Raw genomic sequence first — 16,184 nt, 5'->3', positions numbered from 1 at the left:
GTTACTTTGACGGCATGGCCGAAAACAGGGCATCCGCGAACGAAGAGACATACGGGGAGGGCGTCCCCTGCTGGGTGGACGCCCAGCTGCCCGACGTCGAGGCGGGCAAGCGGTTCTACGGTGAGCTTTTCGGGTGGACCTTCGAGGAGGCGTACGGCTCCTCGGTGTGGGCCCGGCTGGACGGCGACCTGGTCGCCTCACTGGCCCCCAAGACGGACGGCCGTATGCCCACCGTCTGGACGGTCTCCTTCGCGACCTCGGACGCCGAGGCCCTCGGCCGGCGGATCACGGCGGCCGGCGGGCGGGTGGTCATGGCCCCGTTCCCGGTCGGCGACCTCGGCACCGCCGCCCTGGCCACCGACCCCGAGGGCGCGGTCTTCGGTCTGTGGCAGCCCGGCACCCACCGCGGCTTCGGACGCCGGCACCAGCCGAACACCTTCGCCTGGGCCCAGCTCTACACCCGGGACACCGCCGCGGCCAACGTCTTCTACGGCGGCCTCTTCCACGACGCCCTGTTCGGCTCGCGCGCCGTGCCCGACTTCGGCCGCGCGGACGTCACCGAGGTGTTCCCGGCCGAGATGCCCCCGCACTTCCTCACCCACTTCCGGGTCACCGACGTGGACGACGCCGTCGGGACCGTGCAGCGGCTCGGCGGGCGGGTGCAGGCGCCGCCTTTTGAGACGTCGTACGGACGAGTGGCCGTCGTCACCGACAATCAAGGGGCGTCGTTCGCGCTGCTGCGACGCTGATACGACCGCTTTGGCATGAGACACCCCGATTTGTCACCGGGTTCGCAACCAGCCGCCCGGCCAGGAAGAATCGGGGTGCGTGCCGCCATGGCGGTGCGGTGGTGAGACGCTGCACTTCGGTCGCGTACATATGTGGATGGCGCGGCTCGTACGGGGAGGTGGCAGGCAAGTGGTGGATCAGCTGACGCAGCACGATCCGCGGCGGATCGGGCCGTTCGAGGTGCTGGGCCGGCTGGGGGCCGGCGGCATGGGGCTGGTCTATCTCGCGCGCTCGGCGTCCGGCCGGCGCGTGGCGATCAAGACGGTGCGCACCGAACTGGCCGAGGACCAGCTCTTCCGCGTCCGCTTCACCCGCGAGGTGGAGGCGGCCCGCGCGGTCTCCGGCTTCTACACCGCGGCCGTGGTCGACGCCGACCCGCGCGCCGCCGTGCCGTGGCTGGCCACCGCCTACGTCCCCGCGCCCTCGCTGGAAGAGATAGTGAACGAGTGCGGGCCGCTCCCGGCGCAGGCCGTGCGCTGGCTCGCGGCGGGCGTGGCGGAGGCCCTGCAGTCCATCCACGGCGCGGGCCTGGTCCACCGTGACCTCAAGCCGTCCAACGTGCTCGTGGTCGAGGACGGCCCCCGGGTGATCGACTTCGGTATCGCCTCCGGCGTCTCGAACACCCGTTTGACGATGACGAACGTCGCCGTCGGCACCCCCGCCTACATGTCCCCCGAGCAGGCCAAGGACTCCCGCAGCGTCACCGGCGCCAGCGACGTCTTCTCGCTCGGCTCGATGCTGGTCTTCGCCGCCACCGGCCACCCGCCCTTCCACGGCGCCAACCCCGTCGAGACCGTCTTCATGCTGCTGCGCGAGGGCCCGGACCTCACCGGCCTGCCGGACGAGCTGCGCCCGCTGATCGAGTCCTGCATGCAGATGGAGGCCACCGGCCGGCCCAACCCCGCCGACCTCCAGGCCCAGCTCGCCCCGCACCTGTTCGGCTCCGGCTCCGACGACAGCGGCACCGCCTCCGCCTGGCTGCCGGAGAAGGCCGTCGGCCTCATCGAGTCCCGCCGCGGCGGACGCCCCGCCGCCAAGCCCGCCCCGGCCACCACCGGCGGCCCGCGCAGCGGCGGCCGGCAGGCGGTACCCCCGCCGCCGCCGTACGACCCGCCGGTCCCCGGCTCGGCGCCCTTCCCCGTCCCGGCCTCCGCGTCCGTGCCCGTCGGCGCCCCCGACACCGGCCCGGTCCGGCTGGCCGGCGCCCAGGTCGCGATCGGCCCCGGCCCCCGGGTCGCCGACGCCCGCGCCGCCGCCGTCAAGGCGCCCCCGCCCGAGGCCGGCCTGGTGGCCAGCTGGTCCCGGCCCCGCCCCGGCGTGGCCGGCGCCGACCCCGCCGTACCGCCCGTGCCGCCCGCACCCCCCGAGGCGGCGGGCTGGCGCCCCTGGCGGTTCCGCATGTCCAACGACGTGTGGGGCACCCCGTCCGTGGACGGCGACCTGGTCTACGTCACCTCCTTCGAGGTGCACGCCCTGGACGTGGGCACCGGCCGCCGCCGTTTCAAGACCCGGGACGTCGCCTGGTCCATGGCGGTGGCGGACGGCCGTATCCACGCCTCCGACGGCCCCACCCTGTTCGCCCTGGACGCCCGCGAGGGCACCGACCTGTGGCGGCTGTCCACGGACGCCTGGGTGTACTCCCTCAAGGCCGACCGCGGCACGGTCGTCACCGGCACCCGCGGCGGCGGCGTCCAGGCATGGGAGGCCGCGGGCGGGCAGAAGCTGTGGGAGATCACCGGCTGCCAGACCGACTTCGAGTCCCCGGAGGCGGGCCCGGTCGTGCACGACGGCACCGTCTACGTCTGGCAGGACGCCCGGCTGCGCGCCCTGGAGGCCCGCACCGGCGAGGAGCGCTGGTCGTACCCCATCGGCGACGCGGCCTCCTGCGGCGGCGTCCCGGTCCGCCTGGTCCCGGCCGCCGACGGCTGTGTCTACATCTCCGCCGGCACCCGCGTCCTCGCCGTCGAGGCCGGGAGCGGCAGGGTGCGCTGGCACTTCGAGGCCCCGGCCGTCTTCCTGAGCCCGCCCGCCTACGCCCCGGGCCCGGCCGTCACCGGCGGCGGCATCTACCTCGCCGACTACCTCGGCACCGTCTACGCCCTCGACGCCGCCGACGGCCGCGACCGCTGGCGGATCGCCACCGAGGCCCGCTCCTCGATCGATCCCGTGCTGGTCGCCGCCGGGCACGTCCACGTCGGCAGCGGCAAGGGCCTCTACACCCTGGACGCGGTCACCGGCACCCCCAAGTGGCGCTTCCAGGCGGGCGGCGACGTCGTGGGCGCACCGGCCGTGGCGGAGGGCCGTATCCACTTCGGCTCCACCGACCATCTCCTCTACACCCTGAAGGCCGACGACGGCCGGCTGCGCTGGAAGCTCGCCACGGGCGGCGAGATCACCGGCTCCCCGGTGGTCAAGGACGGTGTGGTGTACGCGTGCAGCAAGGACCGGTGCGTGTACGCGCTGGACGCGGAGAAGGGCACGGGGACCGCGCGGACCGCGTAGTGCGTGACGGCCGTCGTACCGGTTACACGGAAGGGCTGCGGACGGCGGCCGTCCAGGGCTGACGCTACCTCGGCTGCACCCCGGGCGCCATGGGGTGCCGTCCGTCGGTAGGGTCATGGCATGCCCATGCATAGACGGACGCGCACGCTCAAGTTCACGGCCGTACTGACCCTGGTGACGCTCGGCCTGACCGGCTTCTCGACCGGCCGGCACCACGGCCACCGGGGAGGCTCGGGCAGCGGCGGCGGCTGCAGCAGCTCGCACCAGGACCACGACAGTTCGACGTCCACCTCGGGCGGCGGTCACGGCTCCTCGGGCGGCTCCTCGTACGACGCGTACGACGACCACGGCGGCAGCACCTACCGGCGCACCCACCGCCCCACCCCCACCCCGTCGGGCAGCGGCAGCCGCACCCCGCTCAGGGACGGGACCGCGAAGCTGATCGCCTGCGCGACCGCCGCGACGCCCTACGCCACGGTCGAGGTCACCAACCCCAACGACCGCAAGGCCACCTTCACCGTCGAGGTGCTCTTCCTGCCGGACAGCCCGCCCGCCATCGACTCGGGCCGCGAGGAGGTCTCCGTACCCGCGCGGGGCACGAAGACGGTCCGTGTGCCGTTCACGCGGAAGGCCCACCTCGACCTGCTCGACCACTGCCAGGTGGACGAGAAGGCCCCTCTCGCGAACTGAGCCGCGCCGCCCCCCGGAACCGCCCCGCCGCCCGGAACCGCCACCGCACCCGGAACTCCCGCCGCCGCCCGGCACCGCTACCGCACCCGGAACTCCCGCCGCCGCCCGGCGAACAGCTCCGCCTGCCGCCCGGCCGGCAGATTGCCCAGCGCGACGAGGTGCGGCGCCTGCGCGAACGCCTGCGCACGCGCCGCCTCCCCGGCCGCCCACAGCGCCCGCACGGTCCCCTGCACAGCCTCCGGCGGACACGCGGCGATGACGGTCGCACAACGCACCGCCCCCGCCAACGCGCCGCCCTCCTCCGTGATCTCGGAGACCAGCCCCACCTCGTGCGCCCGCCGCGCGGAGATCCGCTCCGCCGTCCCCATCAGCATCATCCGCGCCACCTCCCCGTACGGCATCCGCTGCGCCATCAGCACGGACTCGTAAGCGCTCACCATGCCGTACGTCGTGTGCGGATCGAAGAAGACGGCCGTCGGGTCGGCGACGACGAACTCGCTCTCGCCCAGCAGGTAGAAGGCCCCGCCGCAGGCCATCCCGCGCACGGCGGCCACGACCGGTTTCCACAGGCCGTTCGCCTTCGGCCCGATGCCCAGCAGCGGATCGTCCTGCATGTACGGCGACGAGGGCTGCGGCACCACGGCGTCCCGGTCGATGCCCGTGCAGAACGCCCGCTCCCCGGCCCCGGTGAGCACGACGGCCCGCACCGCGTCGTCGAACCGCACCCCACGCCACACCTCGCCGAGTTCCCGCACCATCTCCAGATCGACGGCGTTCAGCCGCTCGGGCCGGTCCAGGGTGACGACGGCGACACCGGTGTCCGTGTCGACGGCGAGGCGGACGGTGTTCACGCGAGCACCCACTGCGGCAGCCCGCCGGAGAACACCGCCTGCACCCGCGCACCGATCCGCAGCCGCGCCGGATCGACGGAGCCCAGCGGAGCCCCGGCGTGATCGACCACGTTCCCCACCAGCCGGATCCGCGGAGCCTCCGCCAGCTCCACGACGACCACGTTGTACGGGGCCTGCTCCGCGTAGCCGGGCAGCAGCGGCGGATGCGGCACGACGTACGACCAGACCCGCCCGCGCCCCGACACCGGCCGCCACTCGCTCACGAAGGACCGGCAGTGCGGGCAGCAGGGCCGGGGCGGGAAGCGCAGTTCCCCGCACGCGCCGCACGCCTGGACCCGCAGCTCGCCGCGGGCCGCGTACTCCCAGAAGGGGCCGCCGTCGGTGTCGGTGACGGGTGTCAGCATGATCTCAACTCCTGAGCAGAAGGGCCGAGGTGGGCACACCCTCGCCGGCCGTGACCAGACAGGTGGCGGCGCCGGGAACCTGGGCGGTACTGGTCCCGCGCAACTGCTTGACGCCCTCGTTGACCAGGTTGAATCCGTGCACGTAGGCCTCGCTGAGCCCGCCCCCGCCGGTGTTGACCGGCAGCCGTCCGCCGATCTCCAGGGCGCCCTGCTCGGTGAAGGCCCCGCCCTCCCCTCTCGCGCAGAAGCCGTACCCCTCCAGGGACAGCGGGACCAGGGCGGTGAAGGCGTCGTAGATCTGCGCCACGTCGACGTCCTCCGGCGTGCAGTCGGCGTGTTTCCACAGGTGCCGGGCGGCCGTCCAGGCGGGGCCGGTGAGGGGGTCGTCGTTCCAGTAGTTGACCATGCCGTGGTGCTGGGCGGGCAGCCCCTGCGCGGCGGCGTGGACGTACACGGGCTTCTGCGGGCAGTCCCGCGCCCGCTCCCTGGAGACCACCACGCAGGCCAGCGCCCCGTCCGTCTCCAGACAGTTGTCGTAGAGGCACAGCGGCTCGCTGATCCAGCGGGAGGTCATGTACATCTCGCGGGTCAGCGGCCGCTCGTACATCACGGCGGCGGGGTTCTGGTTGGCGCGGTTCCGGCAGGCCAGCGCGACGTTGAACAGGTGATCGCGGGTGACGCCGTACTCGTGCATGTACCGCCGGGCCAGCATGGCTATCTCGTCGGCCGGCCGCAGCAGCCCGAAGGGCCGCGTCCACTGGGCGGGCGTGGGCAGCTGCACGGCGGTGTTGGTCCACGGCCGGGGGCCGCTGCCCCGCTTCCGCGACCGCCAGGCGACCCCCACGGTGGCCTGCCCGGCGGCGATGGCGGCGGCGAGATGCGCGACGGTGGCACAGGAGCCGCCGCCCCCGTACCCCACCTTGCTGAAGAACGTGAGATCCCCGAATCCGACGGCCTTCGCCAGCTCCACCTCGTCGGTCTCCTCCATGGTGTAGGAGGCGACGGCGTCGACCTCGCCGGGCGCGATGCCCGCGTCGTCGAGCGCGGCCAGCACGGCCCGGCAGGCGAGCGTCTTCTCGTCCTCGGCCAGCTGCCTGGCGAAGGCGGTCTGCCCGATCCCGACGACGGCGGTGGCGTCCTTGAGCCCTGGTCCTGCCATATGGCGGCCCCCTCTCCTGACAGGCCGTCAGGTTACAGCTAATCTGACGGGCAGTCAGCAAGTGGTTCCGCCGTGCGGGGAGGCCGCCGTGACGTCGTGGGAAACCATCCCGGAACTGGTGCGGTCCGCGGCCGAGCGGTACGCGGACACCGAGGCCGTGGTCGACGGCCGCACCCGGATCACCTACGCCGAACTGGGCGCCCGCGTCGAACGCGCCGCCGCGGCCTGCCTCGCCCACGGGACACGGCCCGGCGACCGGGTCGCCGTCTGGGCCCCCAACTCCCTCGACTGGATCGTCGCGGCCCTCGGCGCGGTGACGGCGGGCGCGGTCCTGGTCCCGCTGAACACCCGCTTCAAGGGCGCGGAGGCGGCGGACGTGCTGCGCCGCAGCGGGGCCCGGCTGCTCTTCGTGACCGGGACCTTCCTGGGCGCCTCGTACGTGGCGTCCCTGCGCAGGGCGGCCGGGACGGGCCCCGCCCGGGGACGCCCGCTGCCCGGCCTGCCGGAACTGGCGGAGGTGGTGGTCCTGTCGCGGGACGCACCACCGGACTTCCGCACCTGGAAGGAGTTCCTGGCGGCAGGGGACGACGTGCCGCGCACATCGGTCCTGCACCGCACGCGCCGGCTGTCCGCCACGTCCCTCTCGGACATCACCTACACCTCGGGCACGACGGGCCGCCCCAAGGGCGTGATGATCACCCACGGCCAGACCCTCCGCGCCTACGACATCTGGGCGGACCTGGCGGGCCTGCGCCCCCGGGACCGCTACCTCGTCATCAACCCCTTCTTCCACACCTTCGGCTACAAGGCCGGGGTGATCGCCTGCCTCATGCGCGGGGCGACGATGATCCCGCAGCCGGTGTTCGACGTGGAAACGGCACTGGCGAACATCGCGCGCGAACGCGTATCCGTCCTGCCGGGCCCGCCCACCCTCCACCAGCAACTCCTGGACCACCCCGCCCGCGACGCCCACGACCTGTCGGCCCTGCGGCTGGTGGTGACGGGCGCGGCCGTGGTCCCCCTCCGCCTGGTGGAACGCCTGCGCGGCGAACTCGGCATCGACACGGTCCTCACGGCGTACGGCCTCTCGGAGGCGAGCGGCATCGTCACGATGTGCCGCCGCGGCGACGACCCGTCGGTGATCGCCGCCACGTCCGGCCGGGCGATACCGGGTACCGAGGTGAGGGTGGCCGACGCCACGGGCGCGCCGGTGCCACCCGGCACCGCCGGCGAGGTCCTGGTCCGCGGCTTCACCGTCATGCGCGGCTACTACGAGGACGCACCGGCCACCGCCGAGGCGGTCTCCCCGGACGGCTGGCTGCGCACCGGCGACGTCGGCGTCCTGGACACCTCCGGCAACCTGCGCATCACGGACCGCATCAAGGACATGTTCATCGTCGGCGGCTTCAACGCGTACCCGGCGGAGATGGAGCAACTCCTCGGCACCCACCCGGACGTGGCCGACGTGGCGGTGATCGGTATACCGGACCCCCGCCTGGGCGAGGTCGGCAAGGCATTCGTCGTCCGCCACCCGGGCTCGACGCTCACGGCCGACGACCTGATCACCTGGTCCCGCCGCGAGATGGCGAACTACAAGGTCCCGAGATCGGTGGAGTTCGTCCACTCACTCCCGCGCAACGCAAGCGGGAAGGTGTTGAAGGAGGAGCTGAGGAAGCAGGGTTGATGCGACCGGCGCCGTGAGGTGACCGTGGGGCCGCCACGAGCTGCGGTACGCGGAGGTGGACGGCCCGGAGATGGGCTGGAGACACACTGCCGTGTCACGGCATGTGGTTGTCCGCGAGAGCCGGGCTCGCAGCAGCGGCGGTGGCTCCGAGGATCAGGGCGGCGGTGGCGACGATCTTCTTGGTGAGCGTCACAGCGTCCTCCCGTTGTCGAATCGACAGCGGCGGGCTTGACGTTGATTCTGAGGCGGAAGTTGTTCGATAGATTCGAACGGTTCCCGCCGTCGAACGGCTGGATCTTGCCCCGAACACACCTCGGCCGCGACGGCTCCCCCTCCGCGCCGCCGCGGCCGATCCCCCGCCGGGGTGGTGGCTACTTGTTGCCCAGGTCCAGGGCCGGCGGGACGGGCGCGTGATTCTCCAGGGTGGTGATCTGCTCGTCGGTCGACGGTTCGGGCTTCTGGGCGCTCGGCGCCGGGTTCTCCTGGAGAGCCGGCGGAACGGGAGCGTGGTTCTCCATCGTGGTGACGTCCGTCGTCTGCTTCTCGGTGTTGCTCATGTTCAGGCTCCCCCTGGGAGTGGTGATCAAGTGAGTCAGGCGCCTCTGACCGGCGATTCCCCCGAGTATCGCCGGCCAGAGGCACATGGCCGGAGCCCCCCCGTGGGCTCGGTACGACCCGGACGTCCCCCGACGCGACGGGCCGTTGCTTCGACAGTGCCAGGTGGTCATAAACGTTCGATGAACGTCGACGACGGCTGACTCAGGGCGCCTCCAACGGTGCCAGCAGTGCTCGTACCTCGGCGGCTTCGGGCGCTCCCGATTGTTCCAGCAGGAGGAAAGCCTCCTGCCAGCAGGTCCGTGCCCTGTCCGACTGGCCCAGAGCGTGGAGGCTCTTGCCGAGCGTGCTCAAGACGCCGCCACGAATAAGATCCCCGCCGATGAAGCCGATGGCCAGGGCCTGTTCGGCATGCTGCGCCGCCTGAGCCGGGCGGTCGGCCGTCAGATGCAACTGTGCGATACGGAAGTGCGTCGTTCCTTCCCACAGCCGCTGCCTGTTGGTGCCGAACATGACCAGCGCTTCCGACAGTTGTTCCAGTCCCTCGGCATGCCGGCCGGCCCGGATCAGCGCGACACCCAGCGCATAACGGCCGTTGGCAAGGCGCAGGGTCATACCGAGCTGCTGGAAGATATCGACGCCGTGCTGGGCCAGATTCACAGCTTCGGAGGCGCGGTTCATACGCTCGTAGAGCCGGGACAAATTGCAGAGCGAGTTGGCCTCGCCGGGCCGGTTGCCGTCGGCTCGGTAACCGTTCTTGGCGGTGGTGAAAAACTCCTCGGCCTCTTCGTAGCGGCCCTGGCTGAGAGCGATGATTCCTCGGTCGGTGGAAGCCCAGCTGATGGGGGCGGCATCACCTGCAGCGGAGGCGAGGGCGACGGCGCGCCGAGCTTCCTCGTCAGCCTCGGAGTACCGTCCGGCTGCCAGGTGGACATTGGAAAGGGCCGTTCTGGCTCGGCTCTCGGCACGGACGTCGGCGTCCTTCTGCGCGGCGTCCCTCAGAGTCGTCGCTGCTGTCTCGTACTGCTTGGCGTTCGCTCCCGATTCCGCCAGGTCCTTGGCAGCCCACAACAGGTCGACGGCCCTGCTGAGCCCGCTTCCGAAGCTCTGCTGGCTGGCACAGGCCAACAGGCACTGCGCCTCTGCGAAAAGCCAGTCAAGCGCCTCGGACCGTGCGGTGAAGAGAAGGCCCTTGTAGGACGTCGGCGTCAAATGGTCAACCGTCCGGTCGCCCGGCCGCTCTATCGCGTACACCCGTGCCGCCGTGGCCAGATAGAAGTCCAGCAACCGCGACATCGCGGCCTCCCGCTCCCGGACCGGCTCCTCGTCCCTCTCCGCGCATGCCCGCGCGTACAGCCGGACGAGGTCGTGGAACCGGTACCGGCCGGGTGCCGCCGACTCCAGCAGGGACGTGTCCACCAGGGACTCCAGGAGGTCCTCGGTGGCGTCCGGTGGGAGGTCGAGGACCGCGGCCGCGGCGGCCAGGGAGATGTCGGGGCCGTCGGCCAGGCCCAGCAGGCGGAACGCCCGGGCCTGGGGCGGTTCGAGCTGGCCGTAGCCCAGTTCGAACGTGGCCTTCACCGCCAGGTCGCCGGCCTGCAGTTCGTCCAGGCGGCGGCGTTCGTCGGCGAGCTTCGCCGCCAGCACCGACACCGTCCAGGTGCGCCGGGCGGCGAGCCGGGACGCCGCGATGCGGATCGCCAGCGGCAGGAAGCCGCAGGCCGCCACCACGTCCAGCGCCGCCTTGCGTTCCGATGCCACCCGCTCCTCGCCCACGATCCTCGTGAACAGGGCGAGGGCTTCCTCGGGGGACATGACGTCCAGGTCGACGAGGTGGGCGCCGGCCAGGTCGAGCATGCGGACCCGGGAGGTGACCAGGGCGGCGCAGCCTTCCGTGCCGGGCAGGAGCGGGCGTACCTGGGCCGCGTCCTTGGCGTTGTCGAGGAGGACCAGGACGCGGCGGTCGTCCAGGACGGAGCGGTAGAGCGCCGCCCGTTCCTCCAGGGAGTCCGGGATCGCCGAGTCCGCCGTGCCCAGGGCGCGCAGGAAGGAGCCCAGGACCGTCTCCGGTTCGGCGGGGCGGGGGCCGGCGCCCTGGAGGTCGACGTACAGCTGGCCGTCGGGGAAGGCGGTGCGGGCCCGGTGGGCGACGTGGACCGCCAGGGTCGTCTTGCCCACGCCGCCGATCCCGGCCAGGGCCGAGACCGCCATCACCCGGCCCTCGGTCTCGGAGGCGGAGGACAGGACGTCGCTCAGTTCGGAGACGAAGGTGGTGCGGCCGGTGAAGTCGGGGACGGAGGCGGGCAGCTGGGCCGGGCGGACGGGGGTCGAGGGCGACTCCGTCGCGGGGGCGGAGGGTTCCGCGAGGGCCGGGTCCGCCTGGAGGATGCGCTGCTGGAGGTCGCTCAGGCCGGGGCGGGGGTCGACGCCCAGCTCTTCCGCGAGCAGGCGCCGGGTGTCGGCGTAGACGGCCAGTGCCTCCGCCTGGCGTCCGCTGCGGTACAGGGCCAGCATGAGGAGTTCGCGCAGGCGCTCGCGCAGGGGGTGGGCCGCCGTCAGGGCCGTCAGTTCCGAGACGGCCTCGGAGTGGCAGCCCTGTTCCAGGTCGAGGTCCAGACGGGATTCGAGGAGGACGAGGCGCCATTCGTCGAGGCGGGCCCGCTGGGCCTCGGCGTAGGGGCCGGGGACGCCGGCCAGGGGTTCGCCGTCCCACAGGTCGAGGGCCTGGTTCAGCAGTGCCCGTGCCCGGCTCAGGTCACCGGCCCCCCGGGCCTTCTCCGCCTCCGCCGCGAGGTCCTGCGCGACCGCGAGGTCCAGCGCGCCCTCGCCCGGTGAGCGCACCGCGTAGCCGCCGGACTCGCTGACCAGGATCCCGGGATCCAGGATCTTGCGCAGCCGGGACGCGTACGTGCGGACCGCCGCCAGCGCCTGGGACGGTGGCTCGGACCCCCACAGCGCGTCGATCAGTTCCGCCGCCGTGGCGGTACGGCCTTCCCGCAGCAGCAGGGCGGCCAGCAGGGCGCGCTGCTGGGGGGAGCCCGTGCTGAGGGTCTCCTCGCCGCGCCAGGCCCGTACCGGACCGAGCACGCCGAAGCGCAGCGAGCCGGTCTCCGTGATGGCCACGGAGCCGGCGCGCCGCTGCTCGGGTACTCGCGGCCCACCGTCCATGCGTTCGTCCCCCTCGGCATCACGAACAACCCCGTCAGTTTGCCTTGTTCGGGGCGGTTGCGTCAGCCGTGGGAGACGCCTGTCACAGGGCGGGGGTCGCGGTCCACAAGGCCCTCACACGGTCTTCGCATCCCGGTCGCCCGCGCCACGGAGCTGACGGACCGTCAGATCGGCGCTACCGTGAACGGCATGGAGACCACAGAGTTCCCGCTGATCATCTCCGTCGACGACCACACCGTCGAGCCCGCCGGCGTGTGGCAGGACCGGCTGCCGAGCAGGTTCCGGGACGCCGGCCCCAGGATCGTGCGCGCCCCGCTGAAGGAGATGACCTTCCTGGGCGGCCGCTTCAAGCCCGTGATGGGCGAGCCGGGCGTGACCGAGGGCCCCCTCGGCGACTGGTGGGTGTACGAGGACCTGCACCGGCCGCTCACCCGCCTCGACACCGCCGTCGGCTGCGCCCGGGACGAGGTCAGGCTCGAAGTGATCACGTACGAGCAGATGCGGCCCGGGTCGTACGACGTGACCGCCCGGCTCGCCGACATGGACGTCAACCACGTCCAGTCGGCCCTGTGCTTCCCGACCTTCCCCCGTTTCTGCGGACAGACGTTCACGGAGGCCGCCGACAGGGAGCTGGCCCTGCTCTGCGTCCGCGCCTACAACGACTGGATGGTGGAGGAGTGGTGCGGGCCGCGGGCGCGGGGGCGGCTGATACCGCTCACGCTCATACCTCTGTGGGACGCCGGGCTGGCGGCGGCCGAGGTGCGGCGCAACGCCGAGCGCGGGGTCCGGGCCGTCGCCTTCTCCGAGATACCCCCGCACCTCGGGCTGCCGTCCGTGCACACCGACGACTGGGACCCGTTCCTCGCGGCCTGCGACGAGACCGGCACGGTCGTCGCCATGCACATCGGCTCCAGCAGCCGGATGCCCTCCACCTCCGCCGACGCCCCGCCCGCCGTCGGTTCCACCATCACCTTCGCCAACTGCTGTTTCTCGATGGTCGACTGGCTGATGAGCGGGAAGTTCGAGCGTTTCCCGAACCTGAAGGTCATGTACGCGGAGGGGCAGATCGGGTGGATCCCGTACATCCTCGAGCGTGCGGACGTGGTGTGGGAGGAGAACCGGGGGTGGGGCGGGGTCGCCGACAAGGTGCGCCGGCCGCCGTCCGAGCTGTTCGCCGAGCACGTCTACGGCTGCTTCTTCGACGACGCCTTCGGGCTGAGGAACCTCGACGCCATCGGCGTCGGCAACGTCCTGTACGAGACGGACTACCCGCACTCGGACTCCACCTGGCCCAAGTCCCGCGAGGTCGGCGAGGCGCAGATGGGGCATCTGCCGGGCGACGTGGTGGAGCGGATCGTGCGGGGCAACGCCATCGAGCTGCTGGGGCTCACACCGGAAGGGCTGTGGCGGTGAGTGCCCTGGCGTACGGCATCCAGCTGCCGGTGCAGTCGCAGAGCACCCTCTACACCGAACCCTGGGAGGCCGGGGCCGGGCCCGAGGACCTGACGGCGGTCGCGCGGGCGGCCGACGCGGCGGGGTTCGCGTACGTCGCCTGCTGCGACCACGTCGCGATCCCGCGCCGGCTGGCCCCGGCCATGAGCACGGTCTGGTACGACCCCGTGGCCACTCTCGCCCATCTCGCCGCCGTCACCGAGCGGGTGCGGCTGCTCGCCCATGTGGCCGTCGTGGGGCTGCGGCATCCGCTCCTCACCGCCAAGCAGTACGCCACGCTCGACCATCTCTCCGGCGGCCGGCTGGTCCTCGGGGTCGGGGCCGGGCACGTGCGGGAGGAGTTCGAGGCGCTCGGCGTGGACTTCGAGCGGCGCGGGGCCGTCCTCGACGAGGTGATGGACGCGCTGCGGGCCGCCCTGGGACCCGAGGAGTACCCCGAGCACCACGGCAAGCGCTACGACTTCGCCGGACTCGGGCAGCGGCCCCGCCCCGCGCAGCCGCACGTCCCTCTGTGGGTCGGCGGCTCCTCGCCCGCCGCCGTCCGCCGGGCCGCGCTGCAGGGCGACGGCTGGCTGCCGCAGGGCGACCCGCGGGACCGGCTGCCGGAGCGGATCGCCCGGATCCGGCGCCTGCGCGAGGAGGCCGGCCTCGACGGGGCGTTCACCGTCGGCGCGATCGCCGAGCCGCTGTACGTCGGCCGGCCCGGCTGGGACGTGGGGCGGCGCACCCTCGGCGGGGCGCCGGAGGAGGTGGCCGAGTCGCTGCGCGCGTACCGGGCGATGGGCGTGGACCAGATCCAGGTGCGGTTCCGCAGCCGGAGCCGGGCCGAACTGATCGAGCAGATCGGCGTGTTCGGGGCGGAGGTCGCGCCCCGGCTGGACTGAGGAGACGGTATGGGCAAGCTGGACGGGCGGGTCGTCGTCGTCACCGGGGCGGCGCGCGGGCAGGGCGAGCAGGAGGCGCGGCTGTTCCGGGCGGAGGGCGCGCGGGTCGTGGTCGCCGATGTGCTGGACGACCGGGGGGAGGCGCTGGCGAAGGAGATCGGGGCGCTCTACGTCCATCTGGACGTGGGCACCGAGGACGGGTGGCGGGAGGCCGTGGAGGCCGCCAAGCGGGCGTACGGGCGGATCGACGGGCTGGTCAACAACGCGGGCATCCTGCGCTTCAACGCCCTCGTGGACACCCCGCTGGACGAGTTCATGGAGGTCGTGCGGGTCAACCAGGTGGGGTGCTTCCTGGGGATGAAGGCGGTGGCGCCGGAGCTGGCCGACGGCGGCACGATCGTGAACACCGCCTCCTACACGGCCCTGACCGGCATGGCGGCCGTGGGGACGTACGCCGCCACCAAGCACGCCGTGCTCGGGCTGACCCGGGTGGCCGCGCTGGAGCTGGCGGGCCGCGGGATCCGGGTCAACGCCATCTGTCCGGGAGCCGTCGACACCGCGATGTCGAACCCGGCCCGGCTGGACCCGGACGCCGACCCGGAGGAGACGAGCCGGGCGCTGGGCGAGCTGTACCGCAAGCTCGTGCCGCTCGGCCGCATCGGGCAGCCGGAGGAGGTCGCCCGGCTCGCCCTCTTCCTGACCTCGGACGACTCCTCGTACATCACCGGGCAGCCGTTCGTGATCGACGGGGGATGGCTGGCGGGCGTCGGCATTGTCTGACGAGCCGTCAGGTATTGACGGTCACGGCGGCCGGTGCGACAGTCGGCCGACAGGCGATCTGACGGTACGTCAGAAAAACACTGAGGACGGTGAACCGCCGTGGAATTCGGGCTCTTTGTACAGGGGTACGTGGGCAAGCGCGCCGAGACCGACCCGCTGGCCGAGCACAAGGCGCTGATGGAGGAGACCGAGTACGTCATCCAGGCGGACAAGTCCGGCTTCAAGTACGCCTGGGCGTCCGAGCACCACTTCCTGGAGGAGTACTCGCACCTGTCGGCCAACGACGTCTTCCTGGGCTACCTGGCGCACGCGACCGAGCGCATCCACCTCGGCTCCGGGATCTTCAACCCCCTCGCCCAGGTCAACCACCCCGTCAAGGTCGCCGAGAAGGTCGCCATGCTGGACCACCTCAGCGAGGGGCGGTTCGAGTTCGGCAGCGGGCGCGGGGCCGGGTCGCACGAGATCCTCGGCTTCCTGCCCGGCATCACCGACATGAACCACACGAAGGAGATCTGGGAGGAGACCATCGCCGAGTTCCCGAAGATGTGGCTCCAGGACGAGTACGAGGGCTTCCAGGGCAAGCACTGGCGGCTCCCGCCGCGGAAGGTCCTGCCGAAGCCGTACGGGACGTCGCATCCGGCGATGTGGTACGCGGCCGGGTCCCCGCCGTCGTACGCCATGGCGGCGCGGAAGGGGCTCGGGGTGCTCGGCTTCAGCATCCAGAAGGTCTCCGACATGGAATGGGTGCTGGAGCAGTACAAGACGGCGGTCGTGAACGCCGAACCGGTCGGGGACTTCGTCAACGACAACGTCATGGTGACGACGACCGCGATCTGCGCGCCGACGCACGCGGAGGCGATCGAGATCGCCGTCGCCGGCGGGCTGCACTACCTGCCCTCGCTGGTCTTCCGGTACCACGACACCTTCCCGCGGCCCGAGGGCTTCCCGGTGTGGCCCGAGACGCTGCCCCCGTACACGCCGGAGTTCGTGGAGCTGCTCATCGAGGAGGAGCTGCTGATCTGCGGGGACCCGGACGAGGTGCTGCGCCAGTGCAAGCGGTGGGAGCAGGCCGGCGCGGACCAGCTCAGCTTCGGGCTGCCGGTGGGGGTGCCGAAGGAGGAGACCCTGCAGACGATCCGGCTCATCGGGGAGCACGTGATCCCGAAGATCGACACGGATCCGGTGCACCGGACGTCCCGGTTCCGGGCCGCCGTGTGAGCGTCGTCGCGGGGTGCGGGCGCGTGGTGGCTCGTCGCACGGTTCCCC

At 72.4% G+C, this 16,184-nt stretch carries 13 protein-coding genes; 8 read left to right on the top strand and 5 right to left on the bottom strand.

Annotation, left to right across the window (positions count from 1 at the left end; all coding sequences use genetic code 11):
- The first annotated feature begins 14 nt into the window (after positions 1–14).
- From kbpA to ACZ7KF_RS03865, 3 genes are all read left to right on the top strand, one after another.
- Positions 15–749 (top strand): AfsK-binding protein KbpA, encoded by a 735-nt coding sequence (gene kbpA / locus ACZ7KF_RS03875; RefSeq protein WP_471069145.1) that lies wholly within the window; start codon positions 15–17, stop codon positions 747–749.
- A gap of 169 nt (positions 750–918) precedes the next feature.
- A complete protein-coding gene (afsK, locus tag ACZ7KF_RS03870; protein WP_471069143.1) occupies positions 919–3,291 on the top strand; it encodes a protein serine/threonine kinase AfsK in 2,373 nt (790 codons plus the stop codon).
- A 120-nt stretch (positions 3,292–3,411) separates the two neighbouring features.
- On the top strand, positions 3,412–3,981 hold the full coding sequence (locus ACZ7KF_RS03865) for a hypothetical protein (protein WP_471069141.1): 570 nt from the start codon (positions 3,412–3,414) through the stop codon (positions 3,979–3,981).
- A 77-nt stretch (positions 3,982–4,058) separates the two neighbouring features.
- Here the strand turns inward: ACZ7KF_RS03865 and ACZ7KF_RS03860 are convergent, their stop codons facing one another.
- Genes ACZ7KF_RS03860 through ACZ7KF_RS03850 form a run of 3 tightly spaced genes read right to left on the bottom strand, consistent with a single transcriptional unit; the run spans position 4,059 to position 6,395 of the window.
- A complete protein-coding gene (locus ACZ7KF_RS03860) occupies positions 4,059–4,832 on the bottom strand; it encodes an enoyl-CoA hydratase/isomerase family protein (protein WP_471069139.1) in 774 nt (257 codons plus the stop codon).
- Positions 4,829–5,236: a Zn-ribbon domain-containing OB-fold protein gene (locus ACZ7KF_RS03855; RefSeq protein WP_471069137.1), complete on the bottom strand. Its 408-nt coding sequence runs from the start codon at positions 5,234–5,236 to the stop codon at positions 4,829–4,831. Before ACZ7KF_RS03855 ends, ACZ7KF_RS03860 begins: the two co-directional genes overlap by 4 nt.
- A gap of 4 nt (positions 5,237–5,240) precedes the next feature.
- On the bottom strand, positions 5,241–6,395 hold the full coding sequence (locus ACZ7KF_RS03850; protein WP_471069135.1) for a lipid-transfer protein: 1,155 nt from the start codon (positions 6,393–6,395) through the stop codon (positions 5,241–5,243).
- Positions 6,396–6,483: 88 nt separating this feature from the next.
- Between ACZ7KF_RS03850 and ACZ7KF_RS03845 the strand changes: the two genes are divergently transcribed.
- Positions 6,484–8,079 carry a FadD3 family acyl-CoA ligase gene (locus tag ACZ7KF_RS03845; RefSeq protein ID WP_471069133.1) on the top strand — a complete coding sequence of 532 codons (1,596 nt, stop codon included), beginning with the start codon at positions 6,484–6,486 and terminating at the stop codon, positions 8,077–8,079.
- A gap of 371 nt (positions 8,080–8,450) precedes the next feature.
- Here the strand turns inward: ACZ7KF_RS03845 and ACZ7KF_RS03840 are convergent, their stop codons facing one another.
- The gene (locus ACZ7KF_RS03840; RefSeq protein WP_471069131.1) at positions 8,451–8,636 is read right to left on the bottom strand and encodes a sigma-like protein; all 186 of its coding nucleotides are present in this window, start codon (positions 8,634–8,636) and stop codon (positions 8,451–8,453) included.
- Positions 8,637–8,838: 202 nt separating this feature from the next.
- Complete coding sequence (gene afsR, locus ACZ7KF_RS03835; protein WP_471069129.1) at positions 8,839–11,802, bottom strand: SARP-family global regulator AfsR; 2,964 nt, start codon at positions 11,800–11,802, stop codon at positions 8,839–8,841.
- Positions 11,803–11,991: 189 nt separating this feature from the next.
- Here afsR and ACZ7KF_RS03830 point away from each other — a divergent pair, with 189 nt between their 5' ends.
- The 4 genes from ACZ7KF_RS03830 to ACZ7KF_RS03815 all read left to right on the top strand — a co-directional run bounded on the left by ACZ7KF_RS03830 (position 11,992) and on the right by ACZ7KF_RS03815 (position 16,136).
- Positions 11,992–13,215: an amidohydrolase family protein gene (locus tag ACZ7KF_RS03830; RefSeq protein WP_471069127.1), complete on the top strand. Its 1,224-nt coding sequence runs from the start codon at positions 11,992–11,994 to the stop codon at positions 13,213–13,215.
- A gap of 5 nt (positions 13,216–13,220) precedes the next feature.
- Entirely contained in the window at positions 13,221–14,138 is a 918-nt protein-coding gene (locus ACZ7KF_RS03825) for a TIGR03619 family F420-dependent LLM class oxidoreductase (protein WP_471069571.1), read from the top strand.
- A 9-nt stretch (positions 14,139–14,147) separates the two neighbouring features.
- Positions 14,148–14,918, top strand: coding sequence for an SDR family NAD(P)-dependent oxidoreductase (locus ACZ7KF_RS03820; protein ID WP_471069125.1), 771 nt, complete (start codon positions 14,148–14,150; stop codon positions 14,916–14,918).
- A 99-nt stretch (positions 14,919–15,017) separates the two neighbouring features.
- The gene (locus tag ACZ7KF_RS03815; protein WP_471069123.1) at positions 15,018–16,136 is read left to right on the top strand and encodes an LLM class flavin-dependent oxidoreductase; all 1,119 of its coding nucleotides are present in this window, start codon (positions 15,018–15,020) and stop codon (positions 16,134–16,136) included.
- Positions 16,137–16,184 lie beyond the last annotated feature (48 nt).

The organism is Streptomyces sp. NPDC038200, assembly GCF_055600785.1.
The sequence above is the reverse complement of the archived record's forward strand: the minus strand, read 5'-3'. Positions and strand labels throughout refer to the sequence as shown.